We start from the raw sequence: 17,657 nt of genomic DNA, 5'->3' as shown, positions 1-17,657 counted from the left end.
ATCCTTTTTAATGATGCATTTACCTCTTGTCAGTGTAGTAATTCCTACGTACAATTCTTCCGAAACAATCCTGTCTTGTATTAACTCTGTATTTTCTCAAACCTACAATAATATTGAAATTATTGTTGTTGATGATGGGTCTACTGATACGACGATTAAACTTTTATCTGATTTGATAATAGGTCATGAAGAAAAGATTAAACTTGTGACACAAGTAAATGCTGGTCCTTCCTGTGCCAGAAACAATGGGATATCTCATGCGAAAGGAGAGTACGTCGCTTTTTTAGACTCTGATGATGAATGGTATCCGAATAAAATAGAAAAGCAAGTTCAGCTTTTTGCAGAAAATAAGGATCTGGTACTTGCTGGTAGTTTATACAGTGTAGGTGATAAATGTTATTTTTCAAAATCATTTTCTTTTATCCGAAAGATCTCTTTAACTGGGTTAATGCTGAAAAACAGTTTCGTGACTTCTACAGTAATGTGCCCTCGTAGCATATTACAAAAATATAAATTTGATGAAAGCAAAAAGTATTCTGAAGATTATAAGTTATGGCTTCAGTTAGCTACTTTGGGTAAGCTTTGTATATTGCAGGGGGAAGTGTTGACAAAAATGAATGATAAACCACTTTGGGGAGCCAAAGGGCTTTCCTCTAAATTGTGGATGATGGAAAAAGGAGAATTGGATAATTTTAAATTCATGTATAAACATTCATATGTCTCATATCCTCTTTTCTTGGTTTCATCTTCCTTCTCTCTATTTAAATATCTAAGGCGAATGTTTTTACAAAAACTTAAATGAATATTCTTCACGTTGTTAATATCTATTTCGTAATACCCTATTTTTTAGGCGATCAGCTTCTTTATTTTAAAAAGAGAGGATATCAGGAATATATTATTTGTAGTCCTTCTGACGAAATAAAGCAATATTCGGAATCACATTGTTTTGGCTATAAGGAAATACCTATTGAGAGGAAAATTTCTTTGTGGAAAGATATAAAAGCTATAGTTGCTACATGTAAATACGTACATGAAAAAAGGATTTCAATAGTGACTGGACATACTCCTAAAGGAGCATTGATAGCTATGATTGCCGGTTTCTTTATGCGGGTTCCTATTCGTATTTACTTTCGGCACGGGCTTGTGTATGAGACCTCTATGGGCTTTAAAAGGAAGTTACTTATATGGATAGACAGATTGGTGGCAAAATTATCGACTAAAATCGTTTGTGTGAGTCCATCAATTTGTAACAAGAGTTTAGAAGATAAATTGAATCCTTCCTATAAGCAGATATTACTTTCAAAAGGAACCTGTAATGGGATTGATATCTTTCGATTTAATAAAGAAAATATTAATAATGTACAGCTGAATATATTGAAGCGAAGATTAGGGCTTGATAAATATAGCTTTGTAATAGGTTTTACAGGACGGTTGGTCAGAGATAAGGGTATTATAGAACTAATACAGGCATTTGATATTCTTCAAAAAAAGAGCAATGATATAGCTGTCTTGTTGGTAGGAATGCTGGAGACGAGAGATGCTTTACCACAAAATATAGTAGAAAATATAGAGACAAATCCAGCTATTGTTAGTACTGGTTATGTGGAGAATTCAATGATTGAATACTATTATGGGCTGATGGATATTTTTGTGTTGCCATCCTATCGGGAAGGCTTCCCAACCTCTGTTTTAGAAGCCTCTTCTATGGAATTACCTATTGTAACAACTAAAGCGACAGGCTGTATTGACTCTATTGTTGAAAAAGAAACGGGATTATTTGTCGGGCATAATGCTGGCGAGTTGGCAGAAACTATCTGGTTGTTAAGGCAAGATGGTGACATAAGAAATAAGTATGGAAAAGCTGGGAGAGAATTTGTAAAGAATAATTTTGAACAGCATGTGATTTGGCAGGAGATAGAGATGTTATATGTGTAGTTTGTGTGTCTATTGTTGTGGCTCTTACAAGAAATATTTTTGTAAATCAGAAATTAACGAGACTTGTCTCAATTTGCTTTCTATGATAGGTGTTTCTTCATCCGTTTCTGTTACTCCGATTATCTTTCCTAAACCTTTTGTTTGGATGTTTGCAAACTGGAATAATTAATGAATATACTTATTACGGGTATCCACGGTTTTGTGGGCTCCAATCTTGTAGTATCTTTAAAAGGGCGTCATACCCTTTATGGCTTGGATATTGTGACTCCTGAAAAAGAAGGGGTAATAAAGACCTTCTTATGGGAGGATATACAGCTATATTCTTTTGCTTATCAGAATCTTCCGGAGTTTGATGCCATCATCCATCTTGCCGGGAAAGCCCATGATACAAAGAATCAATCAATAGCCCAGTCTTATTTTGATATCAACACCGGTTTAACTCAAAAGATCTTTGATTTCTTTCTGAAGTCATCAGCTAAGAGATTCATTTTCTTCAGCTCTGTAAAAGCTGCTGTCGATAGCGTAGTAGGGGATATACTCACTGAGGATGTTATTCCAACTCCTGTTGGTCCTTATGGAGAAAGTAAGATTAAGGCGGAAGAGTACATTCTTAATAAATTGACAGTTGACAATGGACAGTTGACAGTTGATGGTGAACAATTGACAGTTGCTATGCAGCATGATAGCGCAGCTAATTGTCAATTGTCCACTGTCCACTGTCAATTAAACAAACAGGTTTATATCCTCCGTCCTTGTATGATACATGGGCCGGGAAATAAAGGGAATCTGAATTTGCTTTATAATGTGGTGAAGAAAGGCATTCCGTGGCCTTTGGGAGCTTTTGAGAATCATCGTTCGTTTACTTCGATAGATAATCTTTGCTATGTGGTAGAAGGGTTGTTGACGAAGGATGTTCCGGGAGGTATCTATCATATGGGGGATGATGAAGCGATGTCTACTAATGAGTTGATAGCTACTATGTGTGAGGTGATGGGAAAGAAACCACATATTTGGAAGATGAATAAAGGTTTGATGGAAGGTTGTGCCGGGATTGGCACTTTGCTTCATTTGCCATTGAATACAGAACGTCTGCGGAAGTTAACAGAAAATTATGTAGTTAGTAATGACAAGATAAAAAGGGCACTGGGCATTGATAAAATGCCTGTTACTGCAAAAGAAGGATTAATAAAAACAATAAAGTCCTTTGAATGATTTACGATTGGACAATTTACGACTTACGATTGAAGATACTTTTTAAATATATAAAGCTGTGTATTATTTAATAGTCTTAGTTCTGCTCTTCCTGGCAGAACTTTTTTATTTCCGTATTGCTGATAAATGCAATATTATCGACAAACCCAATGAACGCAGTTCGCATACCCGGATCACTTTACGAGGTGGGGGAATTATCTTCTATTTTGGTGTATTAGCTTATTTCCTTACGAACCATTTTGAATATCCCTGGTTCATGCTTGCCCTGACACTGATTACTTTTATTAGTTTTATAGATGACATCCGTTCTACTTCTCAAGCACTGCGATTGGTATTCCATTTTTCTGCTATGGCTTTGATGTTCTATCAATGGGGCCTGTTTTTTCTTCCCTGGTGGACGATTATTGTAGCGTTAATAATATGTACCGGTATCATCAATGCTTATAACTTTATGGATGGTATTAATGGTATCACAGGCGGATACTCTCTGATTATTTTAGTGGCTCTTGCCTATATAAACAGAGAGATTGTTTCTTTTGTGGAACAAGAATTGATTGTTACTGTTCTTTGTTCCGTACTGGTCTTTAATTTCTTCAATTTCCGAAAGCGTGCAAAGTGTTTTGCCGGTGACGTAGGTTCTGTAAGTATAGCATTTATCGTTTTGTTTCTTATCGGTAAGCTGATAATCAAGACGGAGGATTTCAGTTGGATTGTACTGTTAGTTGTGTATGGAGTAGATAGTGTACTTACCATTATTCATCGTCTGATGCTTCATGAGAATATAGGATTGCCGCATCGGAAACATCTGTATCAGATTATGGCAAATGAGCTAAAAGTACCCCATGTGGTCGTTTCTTTTGTATATATGGTGATACAAACATTGGTAATAGTGGGTTATTTCTATTTCCAGGCGTATGGTTACTGGTATCTTTGGGGGAGTATACTCATGTTGAGCATACTTTATATTCTGTTTATGAAGAAATATTTCTATTTACATATCTTCCATTGATAATCCCTGATAGATAATCTGATAATCATTAAGCCCCGCAGTTGTTTTAAAAACAATACCTTTTTCGCGCAAACGTTCCATATCTATATTTTTTTTCTGACGCTTGATCTCAACAATGTTCGCGGTCTTATCAAATTCATTAATGGCAATGAGATCTATTTCATTCTCACCCCTTCGATCCCAGAATCCACCAATTCGTGTATAGTTTTCTTGTTCTATAAAAAGCGTACGGAAGTATTTTTCTAATGCTAATCCGCTAAATGTTTCATAATCCCGCTCTATGATATTTCTTAATTGCTTGTATGAACCTATTTCGATCAGGTAATTATACTTAAAAATAAACCTAAACCAAAAAGTTAGAAAGTTATCGGTTAAGCGATAACGAACATTTTTAGTTTCTACTTTAGCCAGGATTGGAATCGTTTTTTCTATCAGATTGAAATCTTTTTCTAAACGGCTAAGGTAACCTCCAAGTTCCTTTTCGATGACAACTTCTATTTTTGCACGAGTATTTTCTCCTCTTGCAATAGCTGCAAGTATAGAAAAATAGACTGCATAGTCCTTGCCAAACTCTTCTATTAAAGCATTTTTCCCTTCGGGTATAAACAGAGAGTCTTCTTTTATCATAAAGTCAAGCATTTTAGACTTGGTATAAGCTCCATTATCCATGAATAACTGAACATATTTGGCAACACCACCTGTAAAAGCATAAAGGGCTAATAAATCTTCCGAATTGTATTGAGGAAAATAATCGGATAATATTTCCTTTAAAACATTTGTACGAAATGGCTTTAGGTGTATTTTAGCAGTGGCCCGACCAAATAGCGGCTCTTTATTATTTTCAAAGATTTTGTGCATTAGTGAATATATAGACCCGCTCAATAAAAGGTTGATATGACTTCTGTCTTTATTTATATCCCAGTAATGTTGCATTTCACTATATATGGAAGAATTTATATTGAAAAACTCCTGAAATTCATCAATAATGAGATTGAAAGGATGCTGTGCAGAGTATTCCATCAAAAAACGGAATAATTCAGCAAAAGAAGTCATGTTGCCATATATTGGAATACCTAATGTCTGAGTAGTTATCTCCTGAAAGTCATGTATAAGATCTGCTTCTGCTTTGCGAGCTACAAAAAAATATAAAGTGGGTTGATTGTGAGTGGCCTGAAGTAGTAGCTGAGTTTTACCAATACGACGACGACCGGTAATAATTGTCATCTGAGCATGTGAGTGGGAAGTTGCTTGAATATGACTCAACTTTTCCAGTTCGTTTTCTCTATTATAGAATTTCATATAATTAAGTAATTTATAGTTCCGTAATGTACAGTTCCGTACTGAGTATTACGGAACAAATATAAGCATATATTTTTATTAAACGATATTGAAAAAGGAAATACTTCGTTATTAGTGATTTATAACTTTTCTGAGAGAAACAGCTTTACCTCCCTCTTTTTCGTTTGTCATCCGATAATAAACCCTCATCTTTGCAATGTTGATCAACGAAACGTGTGAATGAAAAAAACGATTAGTAACATTAAAAAGAGGAGGTAATTATGCCTTTATTTTACAGAGCGGTGCAATCTCCGATGGCCAACAAGGCGGGAGCTAAATTATGGCATCTCAATCTGGTTAAAACCGGAACAACAGTAACTACTCAGCAATTGGCTGAGGTAATAGCGGAGAAATCATCCCTTACGCCGGGTGATGTGCAGAATGTGGTACGTAACCTGATGTCTGCAATGCGGGAACAACTTCTGAACAGCCGTACGGTACGCCTGGATGGCTTGGGTACGTTTACAATGAAAGCCCGTACGCAGGGCAGGGGAGTAGAGAGTGCCGATAAGGTAAATCCGAATCAGATAACAGCTTTGAAATGCCAGTTTACGGCTGAGTATACTCGCCCGGCAGCTATTGGTACCACACGTGCCCTGTTGCAAGGTGTACAGTTTGTGCATGCTGATTTGCTGAAGAGCATGACCGACGGGGGAAACCCAGGCGGTGAGGGTGAAGACCCTTCTATTTAGTTGAAAATTGAAAGTTGAGAGTTGAAAGTTGGCTGCGCGGCACTTGATACCCTATTAAATTAAAATGAGAGAGGAAAATGAAAAAGACGATTTGGAATACGATTTTGAAAGTGGTTATAGCTGTGGCAAGTGCCTTGGCTGGTGTATTTGGCGGACAGGCTATGATGGCTTAGCGGACAAATAGATATAAATAAGAGATCGCCCGGTTCATTCTTAGGAGTGAATCGGGCGATTTTTGTTTTAAGATAATCAAGATATTTGCGTTAGCTTTGCTCTACACCAATCATCGTTAATTGTATGCGTTTTCGTTCATTATCTACGCTCATAACTTTCACCATAACTTGCTGATGGATAGATACTACTTCGGTGGGATCGGAAATGAAACGTTCGGCTAATTGCGAGAGGTGCACCAGTCCGTTCTCTTTGATACCTATATCTACAAAGGCGCCAAAGTTGGTAATATTACCAACGATTCCCGGAAGTATCATTCCTTCACGGAGGTCATTGATGGTACGTACATTCTTATCAAATTCAAAAGCTTTGATCGTCTGGCGTGGATCACGTCCCGGCTTTTCAAGCTCCTGCATGATGTCTTGTAGAGTAGGCATACCCACTGTTGGAGTGACGTAAGCTGATACATTGATTTTGCTACGTAACTCTTTATTAGTAATCAATTCAGCAACACTACATTTCATATCTTTAGCCATTTGCTCTACGATGCAATAACTTTCGGGATGTACGGCTGTATTGTCCAAAGGATTCTTGGCTTGTGGAATACGAAGGAAGCCGGCACATTGCTCAAATGCTTTTGCACCCATGCGGGGAACTTTCATTAATGCTTTACGTGAATCGAAAGCACCGTTTTCGGCACGATAGTTTACTATATTTTGTGCCAACTGTGGTCCTAATCCGGAGATATAGGTCAACAGATGACTACTGGCTGTATTGAGGTTAACGCCTACCAGGTTTACGCAATTCTCTACTGTCTGATCAAGTGCCTTTTTTAGTTTGGTTTGGTCTACATCGTGCTGATACTGTCCCACACCGATGGATTTCGGATCAATTTTTACCAGTTCGGCAAGCGGATCCATTAATCGGCGTCCTATTGAAACGGCACCACGTACGGTTACGTCATATTCGGGGAACTCATCACGGGCTATTTTAGAAGCTGAATAGATGGAAGCACCTTGCTCACTGACAACAAATACCTGTAAGGGACGGTCGAATTGCTGGGTGGTAACAAAGAATTCCGTTTCCCGGCTGGCTGTACCGTTTCCGATGGCGATGGCATCTATTTGATAGGCTTCTACCATTTTACGTAGCTTGGCTGCGGCCTCTTTCTTCTTATCTACCGGTGGATGAGGATAGATATTTTCATTATGCAGCAGATTGCCCTGTGCATCCATACATACTACCTTACATCCTGTACGGAATCCGGGATCTATACCCAATACCCGTTTCTGCCCCAATGGCGGGGCAAGGAGCAATTGGCGAAGATTCTCGGCAAATACACGGATCGCTTCTTCGTCGGCTTTCTCCTTTGTCATAGTGGCAAATTCGGTTTCGATAGAGGGCTTTAGTAGTCGTTTGTAAGAGTCTTGTACCGCTTCTGCTACTTGTCGGGCGCATTCGTTATTGCTACGAACGAACTGGCGTTCGAGCCTCTCGATGCATTCCTCGTCATCCGGGGTAATAGATACCTTTAGCAAACCTTCTGCTTCGGCACGGCGGATGGCTAATAATCGATGCGAAGTGCAACGCTTTAATGGTTCGGAAAAATCAAAGTAGTCGCGGTATTTTGCAGCTTCCTCTTCTTTACCTTTCACCACTTTGGCACTGATTATAGCCTGACGATTGAATTGGTTACGTATGGCATTACGGGCACGTTCGTCTTCATTAACCTGTTCGGCTATAATATCGCGCGCACCTTTCAGAGCATCTTCCACATCTTTCACGTCTCCTTTTACAAAGGTGGCAGCTTTAACATCAAGATTATTTTCGCGTTGTAGCATCAATACCATTGCAAGGGGTTCAAGCCCTTTTTGGCGAGCGACTTCCGCTCTGGTTTTACGTTTGGGCTTATAGGGGAGGTAGATGTCTTCCAATTCAGTAGTATCCCAGGTGCTTTCAATACGTTTTTGCAGTTCGGCAGTCAGTTTACTCTGTTCGTTGATAGTGGTGAGAATGGTTTCTTTACGCTTGACTATCTCACAGAGTTTGTCGTACTGGTTTTTTATGTTTTCTACTTGTACCTCATCCAGGCCTCCTGTAGCTTCTTTACGATAACGGCTGATAAAAGGAATGGTAGCGCCGTCTTTTAGTAGATTCAAAGTGTTATTGACCTGCTTCTCTGATATATTCAAAGCAGCAGAAATCATCTTGTGAAATAATTCCATAAATGTTTTTATAATGATTCGTTGACAAATGTACATATTAATCTCCTATTAATTGCCAACTTTTAGTATATTTGCGGCAACAAAAAAACGCGTATATATAAATATGTTGCCATATATCCGATATGTCTTTTCCTTCCTCCTTCCCATTGTTTTTCTTTGGCCAGTGGCGGGCTATGCAGCTCAGGATACCCGGTCTATTCTGATTATTTGCTCTTATAATCCGGCCGCTCATCAGACTTCGGTAACCATCTCCGATTTCATGGATGAATATACAAGATGCGGTGGTAAGTACAATATTGAGATTGAGAATATGAACTGCAAAAGTTTCTCGGAGGCTCCTCAGTGGAAGGGAATGATGCATCAGATACTTTCTAAATATACGGGTACTCAACGGCCGGAGCTTATTATCTTATTGGGGCAGGAGGCATGGGCGTCTTATTTATCACAGGAAGACTCATTGGTGGCACAAATACCGGCTATGTGCAGTTTGACCAGCCGTAATGCAGTGATTTTGCCGGAAGATACAATCAACCTGAAAGAATGGATGCCGGAGTCTGTAGATTTCTTTTCTGATGATCTCGGACACCACAAAGTGAAGGCGGGCTTTGTTTACGAATATGACATTGAGGCTAATATTCAATTACTTAAACACTTCTATCCCGATACACGTCATATCGCTTTCATATCCGATAATACGTATGGGGGAGTTGCCATGCAGGCACTTGTGAGAGAAAAAATGAAGAAGTTCCCGGAGATGGATTTGATATTGTTGGACGGGCGTTCCAATACAATTTATACGATACTGGATCAGTTTCAGAAGTTACCCGAAAACACGGCGGTCATGGTGGGTACCTGGCGTGTGGATATGAATGAGAGCTATTTTATGCGTAATGCCACTTATATGATGATGGAGGCTAATCCCACAGTACCTGCTTTTACTCCGGCTTCCATTGGACTGGGTTATTGGGCTGTAGGCGGGGTAATTCCTGCATACCGTTCTTTTGGTCGCGAAATGGCTCGTGAAGCCATTCGTTTGCTTGACAATCCGAAAGATACAGTCAGTCATGTAGAGATAGTAGGCAGCAAGGCTGTGCTTGACTATAAAAAAGTGAAAGAATTGAAACTGGATACAAAATCTTTGCCTTTTCATGTGGAAATTGTTGGCAAGCCTGTATCATTCTATCAGGAATATATGTATCAGATATGGGCGGCAATCAGCATATTTGTAATATTGGCAGGAGGACTGATCATTTCACTCTTTTTCTATTTCAGAACAAAGCGTTTGAAGGACGACTTGCAAAGATCGGAAGTAGATTTGCGTGAAGCCAAAGATCGTGCCGAAGAATCCAATCGGCTGAAGAGTGCCTTCTTGGCCAATATGAGCCATGAGATACGTACTCCGCTGAATGCTATTGTGGGCTTTTCGGATGTGTTGACCGCCGAAGGAAGTTCTGACGAAGATAGAAAGGGGTATTCGGAAATTATTAAATCCAATTCAGACCTGTTGCTTCGATTAATAAATGATATACTTGATCTCTCCCGGCTCGATGCAGACAGGGTGAAGATGACGAAAGAACCTTGTGATGTAGTTCAGTTGTGCCGGCAGGTATTGACTTCAGTAAATTTTTCCCGTAAATCCAATAATAAGTTTGTGTTCACCAGTAAGTATGAGGATTTTGTAATCAATACGGACGTACAGCGGTTGCAGCAAGTTATTATTAATCTGCTTTCCAATTCTGCTAAATTTACACAAGATGGTGTTATTACTTTGGACTTTTCGGTGGATAAAGGGCGGAAGTTAGCCTTTTTCTCTGTGACTGATACTGGTTGCGGCATTCCAAAGGAGAAACAAAAGTTAGTATTTGAACGCTTTGAAAAATTAGACGAATATGCACAAGGGACAGGATTGGGATTGTCCATCTGTAAACTTACTGTTGAGAAATGGGGTGGTGAGATATGGGTGGATCCGGACTATACCGAAGGAGCCCGTTTTGTATTTTCAATGCCGGTCACATAGGGAGAAGTTATAGGGAGAAGTTATAGGGTTATAGGGTTATAAAGAGTTATATAATGTGATGACCACATAACTCTTTTAAAATCAATAACGCCAATATCGTAATTATAACATTATAACTTTATAACTCTATAACATTATAACCCTATAACCCTATAACATTATAACTCTATAACATTATAACCCTATAACATTATAATCTTATGAAAAGAATTGTTTCTATTTATACCTTGCTGTTATGCTTTATGTTGGCGTTGCCGGCACAAGAGCGTGAGGTGAAATTGAAAATTGTACAGACCAGTGATGTACATGGTAATTATTATCCCTATAATTTCATTACCCAAAAAGAATGGGGAGGAAGTCTGGCACGTATTTATGCATTGGTGCAGAAGGAGCGTGAGACTTACAAAGATAATCTTATTCTGCTTGATAACGGTGATATATTGCAAGGCCAGCCTACCGCTTATTATTATAATTATATAGATACGGTTTCTCCTCATCTCTGTGCCGAGATGATGAACTATATGAAGTATGATGCCGGTAACATGGGAAATCATGATGTAGAAACCGGTCGCGGCGTTTTTGATCGTTGGATTGGCGAATGCAATTTTCCTGTGCTTGGTGCAAACATTATTGATACTGCCACTGGTGAAACTCATCTGAAACCTTATAAAGTATTAGAACGGGACGGAGTTAAAATAGTAGTATTGGGCATGATTACTCCTGCTATTCCTGCATGGCTTTCTGAAAATTTGTGGCAGGGACTTCGCTTCGATGATATGGAGCAAACGGCACAGAAATGGATGAAGATTATCCGTGAGAAAGAGAATCCGGATATTGTAGTCGGGCTTTTCCATGCCGGGCAGGATGCTTTTCGTATGTCTGGTAAATATAATGAGAATGCATCACTGAATGTGGCAAAAAATGTTTCCGGTTTTGATATTGTACTGATGGGGCATGATCATGCCCGTGAGTGTAAAAAGATTATGAATGTTGCGGGTGATTCTGTGTTGGTTATTGATCCGGCCAGTAATGGAATTGTAGTTTCCAGTGTGGATGTGACGGTAAAACTGAAAGATGGAAAAGTGCAGAGCAAGCAGATTGAAGGAGTGCTTACTCCCACAGAGGACTATGGTATCAGTGAGGATTTTATAAAAGAATTTGCTCCTCAGTATAATGCAGTAGAGCAGTTTGTATCAAAAAAGATAGGTACTTTTACTGAAGATATATCTACCCGTCCGGCCTATTTTGGTCCTTCGGCTTTTATTGATTTTATTCATTCCCTGCAACTTGATATATCCGGTGCTGATATTTCTTTTACTGCTCCGCTGTCATTTGATGCCGAGATTAAAAAAGGTGATATTCATGTCAGCGATATGTTCAATTTATATAAGTATGAGAATATGCTTTATGTGATGACACTTTCCGGCAGGGAGATAAAAGACGTTCTTGAAGCTTCTTATTATATGTGGACTAATCAGATGAAATCTCCCAATGATCATCTGTTGTGGTTTAAGAAGAAACGTCGTGAAGGAGCAGAAGATCGTGCTTCGTTTCAGAACTTCAGCTTTAATTTTGATTCTGCTGCGGGCATCATTTATACAGTAGATGTTACGAAACCCCAAGGGGAAAAAGTGACGATTATCAGTATGGCAGACGGTACTCCTTTCAGCACGGATAAGATTTATAAGGTTGCTCTCAACTCTTATCGTGGCAATGGGGGAGGTGAACTGCTGACAAAAGGTGCAGGTATCCCTCAGAATGAGTTGAAAGACCGTATTATCTTTTCCACAGATAAAGATTTACGCTACTATCTGATGAATTACATTGAGAAGAAAGGTACGCTCGATCCTCGTGCTTTGAATCAGTGGAAGTTTATTCCAGAAGATTGGACGGTGCCGGCTGCAGAGAGAGATTATAAAAAACTGTTTAAATAGTGGTAAGTGATTAGTGGTAAGTGATTAGTTCCATGCGGACTATAGTGTAGTTGTTAATCACTATTCACTATTCACTAATCACTAATCACTAATCACTTATCACTAATCACTAATTATTCTTGTTGTGTCTGAAAATTTAATTCTTATATCCGGTAGTAAAGAAGAGCAATATTCTTCTTTGTTGCCACAAATAAAGTCTCTTGTTGAAGGAGAGACCGATTTAATAGCCAACTTGGCTAATGTTACTGCTGCTTTGAAGGAGGCATTTCACTTCTTCTGGGTTGGGTTTTATCTGGTGAAGGAGAATGAGTTGGTGCTTGCTCCTTTTCAGGGACCTATTGCTTGTACACGCATTCGTAAGGGGAGAGGGGTTTGTGGTACTGCCTGGCAGGAGAAGCAGACACTGATTGTACCTGATGTAGATGCTTTTCCGGGACATATAGCCTGTAGCTCTCTGTCTCGTTCGGAAATTGTAGTGCCGTTGCTAAAAGACGGCGAGGTGTGGGGCGTGCTCGATATTGATAGTGAGCAGCTGAGCACTTTTGATGAAACGGATAAGAAGTATCTCGAAAAACTTTGTACCTATTTGTAGGTGATTTGTTAAATACATCCTCTTTTTATTTAAAAATCTTTGAGATAATGCTTAACTTTGCACCTCAATTTTAAAATAAAGAGACTATAACAGGTGAGACGTATAAAAAGAGTTCTATCATCCCTTCTGTTGCTGACGCTATTTACCGTGTATCAGGCAGGCATTACGATGTTTACCCATGTACACTACGTCAATGGTGTCATGATAGTTCACTCTCACCCCAGTCATGGCAAACATACCCACTCTAAAACCGAGATTGTTGTAATTAACCGCTTGTCTTCTTTCCATTCGCTGGAAGCTGATATACCGGTCAATGTAATAGATCCTGTACGTCCGTTACTTTTCTACGTGGGAGTACAGCCGGAGATTCCTGTTGTGTCAGGAATGCATTTGCGGGTACTTTCTCTTCGTGCACCGCCTGCAATCCGGGCTTGAAAATGATAATTTAATAGTTTGCTGTAGAAGATACGTTCAGTGTATCCTTGTTGTTGATTATTAAATTATTATTCTTTTTTTCTTTATTCATTATATATAATATTGTAATTTCAGAATGAAAAAAAATATCATCCTGCTTATGCTTCTATGCCTGAGCATGATTACTTATGCCGTCAATCCTATCAAGGAGGGCAATATGATTTCCGGTCACGTTATTGTGAAAGGAACCGAAGAGAATGTTCCATATGCCACTGTACGTGTGGTTAGTTATAATGATGGTGCTGTTCCCGAAAAGCTCCGTACGTCCGGTGCTGTTTCTAATGATGAGGGGCAGTTTGAGTTTCGTAACCTTGCTCCGGGTAAATATACGCTGCGGGTACAAGCCATGGGCTATAAAAACCAGGAGAAGACAGTGACAGTGAGTAAAGACTTTACGGCTGTTCTTCATTTCCAATTGGAGGAAGAGAGCTTCATGACTGATGAAGTAGTGGTTTCTGCCAATCGTAATGAGGTTAGCCGCCGGGAAGCTCCTGTGGTAGTTAATGTGATGAGTGCAAAGCTATTTGAAACGGTAAACTCTACCGATCTTGCTAAGTCACTAAATTATCAGTCGGGGCTTCGTGTAGAGAATAACTGTCAGAATTGTGGCTTCCCACAGGTACGTATCAATGGTTTGGAAGGTCCGTACTCCCAGATCCTGATAAATAGCCGTCCGGTTATTAGTGCCCTTTCCGGGGTATACGGGCTGGAACAGATTCCGGTGAATATGGTAGAACGTGTAGAGATAGTGCGTGGTGGTGGATCTGCTTTATTTGGTGCTAATGCCGTAGGAGGTACTATCAATATTATTACGAAAGATCCAGTCAGTAATTCTTTTCAGGTATCCAGCATGATGTCAAATATGAATGGTAAATCTTGGGAACAATATATGGGTGGGAATGTTTCGCTCGTTGCCAAAGATAATACGTATGGCATTGCTTTGTACGAGACGTATCGTAACCGCAACCCTTATGATGCCGATGGTGACGGCTTTTCCGAATTGGGCAAACTGAATATGAATACCTTTGGACTCCGTGCTTACTATCGTCCTTCATACAATAGCCGTATCAATATTGAATATCACACTACCAATGAGTTTCGCCGTGGCGGAAACAAATTTAACCTTCAACCACATGAAACCGATATAACTGAGCAGACTAAACATATTATTAATAGTGGCGGATTGAGCTATGATCACTATTGGAATGAAGCAAAACATAAAATGTCTTTATACGGTTCTATCCAGCATACGGATCGTAACAGCTATTATGGTGCTCAGAAGAATCTCAAAGCGTATGGTAAAACAGATGATCTTACCTGGGTACTGGGTGGCATGTATGTGGGGCAGATGAATAATTGCCTTTTTGCTCCGGCCACTTTTACCGGTGGTTTTGAATATCAGGATAATGCCTTGCATGATGTCATGACCGGGTATCACCGTGACATGAAACAAAATGTACGCATAGCCGGTACTTTTGTTCAGAACGAGTGGCGTATGAGACAGCTCACGATGCTCGTTGGTTTGCGTATGGATAAGCACAACCTGATTGATAAACTGATTTTCAGTCCTCGTGTCAATCTGCTTTATAAGCCGATGGATAATCTTCAGGCACGCCTCACATATTCTACCGGTTTTCGTGCTCCACAGGCTTATGACGAAGATCTTCATGTGACAGCCGTAGGAGGTGAAGGTATTCAGATTAAGCTGGCAGACAATTTGCGTGAGGAACGTTCTAATAGTTACAGCGGCTCTGTGGACTGGACATTGCCTATTGGACATTGGCAGGCAAATATATTGTTAGAAGGTTTCTACACCGATCTGCGTCATGTGTTTACATTGGTGAATATTGGTGAAGATGAAAACGGAGATATGATAAAAGAACGTCGTAATGCTCATGGTGCACGTGTTTATGGCGCAAATCTTGATGCGAAGATTGCTCATGGGCGTGAAGTTCAATTCCAGTTAGGCTTTACAGCGCAACGTAGTCGTTATACTCATGATGTGGTATGGCGTGACGCAGTAGAAGAAGAGGGGATACCTGCACTGACTACCCGGCGTATGCCCCGTACTCCCGATTATTACGGATACTTTACTTTTACCTCTGCACCTACGGAACACTTTGATTTTTCTCTGTCGGGTACCTATACCGGAAAGATGATTGTACCCCATATGGCGGGTTATATCCCCGAAGATCGTATGGAACATACTCCTCAATTTTTCGATCTTAATCTGAAACTGAACTATACTTTTATACTACACGATCATATCAAACTGCAACTGAATGGTGGTGTACAAAACATATTCAATAGTTTTCAGAAAGATCTTGATAAAGGAGAATTTCGTGATTCGGGTTATTTCTATGGTCCTACACAGCCCAGAACTTATTTTATCGGTATTAAGATTATGAACTGATTGTACTTGTCTGTAAATGCAGAATGAATGCCATGCGAAATAAAACGTATGGCATTTTTTTGATTTATAATTGTTCTATTTTTCGCTTTATTTGAGATATAGGTTATTATAAATGGAAATAATATATATATTTGCGAAAAAGATACGATAAAATGGAGAATGAAGTAATTCCACAAGTGAATATAGCCTCTGTACAGGGATTACGGAGGATAGATTTTATAGACAATGATTTTGCCATATTCGATGATGTTTCGGATGTTCCTATGGATGAGTTTCCTAACCGTATTAATGCTGCTGTGATAGCCGTTTGCCTTACCGGGTCGGGAAAGGTAGGAGTTAATCTGAGAGAGTTTGAAGTAACTGCCGGAACTTTGCTGATGACTCTTCCTGACCAGATAATCCAAAGCTTGGGTGTCAGCGACGATTTCAGTGCTATTTATATCGCTGTTTCTCCTCAGTTTATAGACCGGACTTTTACGCAGATGAAAGAGTTGCTTTCTTTTATGTTTTATATCAAAGAGCATCCCTGTATACCTTTGAGTAAAACCGAGCAGGATTGCATGTTGGAATATCACTCTTTCTTGTGGAAGAAAGTGAAAATGAAAGATAATGCATTCCGTAAGGAGATAGCCAAAGGTATCCTTTCGGCTATGTTTTATGATGTTTATAACTTTTGTCGCAAACATATGCCTGTTGATGAGATTCGTCCCAAGACGCGTAAGGAAGAACTCTTTGAGAAATTTATGCGTGAAGTGTCTGCTTGTTACAAAATGGAACGTTCTGTAATATTTTATGCCAATAAATTGTGTCTTACTCCTAAACATCTTTCCGGAGTAGTGAAAGAAGTGAGTGGCAAAACGGCAGGTGAATGGATTGATAATTTTGTGATTCTTGAAGCACGCGCTTTACTTAAATCCTCTGAAATGAGTGTGCAGGAGATAGCCGAATATCTTCATTTTGCCAATCAGTCTTTCTTTGGCAAATACTTTAAGCACTATGTTGGGATGTCTCCCAAAGAGTATAGACGAAGTTGAGGGAGGATTTTTATAATACTCCCGACCGGACCCGGCTTAGTGTTTCGGGTGTCATCAACAAATAGGAGGCTATGTGTGATAGTGGTGCCCGTTTGATAATTTCCGGATGATGCTTGAGTAACAGGTTATAACGTTCATGTGCTGTTTCAAAGCGCCAAGAATCTGCCTTTACCTGTGAAACGATAAGAGAATATTCCAGTATCTTTCGATAGAACATATTGATTTCCGGTGATGTTTCTACCAATCTTTGCAACGCATTGTAGGGAAAGAGGAAGAGGGTGGATTGTTCCAGCGCCTCTACTATCAGCCGGGTTGGTTCTTGTTTAAGCAGACTCTCAATACACATTACGATGCAGCCTTCGTATGAAAAATGCTCAGTAACATCTTTTCCGTTTTTGTAATAGAACTGGCGAAGCATCCCTTTTCCGACGAAGATTAAATCATGCGAAACCTGCCCTTCATTTAGCACAATTTCTCCCTTATTACTTTCTCTGCGTATCAGGACTTCTGCCAACAGTTCGCGCCCCTCTTTACTCATTTCCGGAAATCGGGAATTTACAACAGCATCTACTGTTTCTTTTAATAGATCCATAACGTGTTCTGATAAGTAG

Annotated in this window: 15 protein-coding genes; 12 read left to right on the top strand and 3 right to left on the bottom strand. The window is 39.5% G+C overall.

What is annotated here, in order from left to right; genetic code table 11:
• The first annotated feature begins 10 nt into the window (after positions 1–10).
• From K8P02_RS09840 to K8P02_RS09825, 4 genes are all read left to right on the top strand, one after another.
• On the top strand, positions 11–802 hold the full coding sequence (locus K8P02_RS09840; protein WP_002560800.1) for a glycosyltransferase family 2 protein: 792 nt from the start codon (positions 11–13) through the stop codon (positions 800–802).
• On the top strand, positions 799–1,935 hold the full coding sequence (locus K8P02_RS09835; protein WP_002560799.1) for a glycosyltransferase family 4 protein: 1,137 nt from the start codon (positions 799–801) through the stop codon (positions 1,933–1,935). The genes K8P02_RS09840 and K8P02_RS09835 overlap by 4 nt, the downstream gene beginning before the upstream one ends.
• Before the next feature lie 168 nt (positions 1,936–2,103).
• Positions 2,104–3,147 carry an NAD-dependent epimerase/dehydratase family protein gene (locus K8P02_RS09830; protein ID WP_025868176.1) on the top strand — a complete coding sequence of 348 codons (1,044 nt, stop codon included), beginning with the start codon at positions 2,104–2,106 and terminating at the stop codon, positions 3,145–3,147.
• A 58-nt stretch (positions 3,148–3,205) separates the two neighbouring features.
• Positions 3,206–4,156, top strand: a complete 951-nt coding sequence (locus K8P02_RS09825) for an MraY family glycosyltransferase (RefSeq protein WP_195349330.1) — start codon at positions 3,206–3,208, stop codon at positions 4,154–4,156.
• Here K8P02_RS09825 and K8P02_RS09820 read toward each other — a convergent pair.
• Positions 4,139–5,455: an ATP-binding protein gene (locus tag K8P02_RS09820; protein WP_195349333.1), complete on the bottom strand. Its 1,317-nt coding sequence runs from the start codon at positions 5,453–5,455 to the stop codon at positions 4,139–4,141. The genes K8P02_RS09825 and K8P02_RS09820 overlap by 18 nt on opposite strands.
• 260 nt (positions 5,456–5,715) lie before the next feature.
• Here K8P02_RS09820 and K8P02_RS09815 point away from each other — a divergent pair, with 260 nt between their 5' ends.
• Together K8P02_RS09815 and K8P02_RS09810 are read left to right on the top strand one after the other, a co-directional pair.
• The gene (locus tag K8P02_RS09815) at positions 5,716–6,186 is read left to right on the top strand and encodes an HU family DNA-binding protein (protein ID WP_002560794.1); all 471 of its coding nucleotides are present in this window, start codon (positions 5,716–5,718) and stop codon (positions 6,184–6,186) included.
• A gap of 77 nt (positions 6,187–6,263) precedes the next feature.
• Positions 6,264–6,359: a smalltalk protein gene (locus K8P02_RS09810; protein ID WP_002560793.1), complete on the top strand. Its 96-nt coding sequence runs from the start codon at positions 6,264–6,266 to the stop codon at positions 6,357–6,359.
• A gap of 90 nt (positions 6,360–6,449) precedes the next feature.
• On the opposite strand, the gene K8P02_RS09805 is transcribed toward K8P02_RS09810, so the two are convergent.
• Positions 6,450–8,582: a Tex family protein gene (locus K8P02_RS09805; RefSeq protein WP_025867645.1), complete on the bottom strand. Its 2,133-nt coding sequence runs from the start codon at positions 8,580–8,582 to the stop codon at positions 6,450–6,452.
• 103 nt (positions 8,583–8,685) lie between these two features.
• Between K8P02_RS09805 and K8P02_RS09800 the strand changes: the two genes are divergently transcribed.
• From K8P02_RS09800 to K8P02_RS09775, 6 genes are all read left to right on the top strand, one after another.
• Positions 8,686–10,599 carry a sensor histidine kinase gene (locus K8P02_RS09800; protein WP_025867646.1) on the top strand — a complete coding sequence of 638 codons (1,914 nt, stop codon included), beginning with the start codon at positions 8,686–8,688 and terminating at the stop codon, positions 10,597–10,599.
• A gap of 200 nt (positions 10,600–10,799) precedes the next feature.
• Positions 10,800–12,533, top strand: coding sequence for a bifunctional metallophosphatase/5'-nucleotidase (locus K8P02_RS09795; RefSeq protein WP_025867647.1), 1,734 nt, complete (start codon positions 10,800–10,802; stop codon positions 12,531–12,533).
• Between the two features lie 124 nt (positions 12,534–12,657).
• Entirely contained in the window at positions 12,658–13,125 is a 468-nt protein-coding gene (locus K8P02_RS09790; protein WP_025867648.1) for a GAF domain-containing protein, read from the top strand.
• A 93-nt stretch (positions 13,126–13,218) separates the two neighbouring features.
• Positions 13,219–13,560: a hypothetical protein gene (locus tag K8P02_RS09785; protein ID WP_223382277.1), complete on the top strand. Its 342-nt coding sequence runs from the start codon at positions 13,219–13,221 to the stop codon at positions 13,558–13,560.
• A gap of 115 nt (positions 13,561–13,675) precedes the next feature.
• The gene (locus tag K8P02_RS09780) at positions 13,676–16,012 is read left to right on the top strand and encodes a TonB-dependent receptor (protein WP_002560787.1); all 2,337 of its coding nucleotides are present in this window, start codon (positions 13,676–13,678) and stop codon (positions 16,010–16,012) included.
• A 152-nt stretch (positions 16,013–16,164) separates the two neighbouring features.
• Entirely contained in the window at positions 16,165–17,046 is an 882-nt protein-coding gene (locus K8P02_RS09775) for a helix-turn-helix domain-containing protein (protein ID WP_002560786.1), read from the top strand.
• 10 nt (positions 17,047–17,056) lie between these two features.
• On the opposite strand, the gene K8P02_RS09770 is transcribed toward K8P02_RS09775, so the two are convergent.
• Positions 17,057–17,638: a Crp/Fnr family transcriptional regulator gene (locus K8P02_RS09770; protein ID WP_025867650.1), complete on the bottom strand. Its 582-nt coding sequence runs from the start codon at positions 17,636–17,638 to the stop codon at positions 17,057–17,059.
• Positions 17,639–17,657: the final 19 nt, after the last annotated feature.

It is taken from the genome of Bacteroides nordii (assembly GCF_019930665.1).
Taxonomy (GTDB): Bacteria; Bacteroidota; Bacteroidia; order Bacteroidales; family Bacteroidaceae; genus Bacteroides; species Bacteroides nordii.
This window is presented reverse-complemented; position numbering and strand designations above follow the sequence as displayed.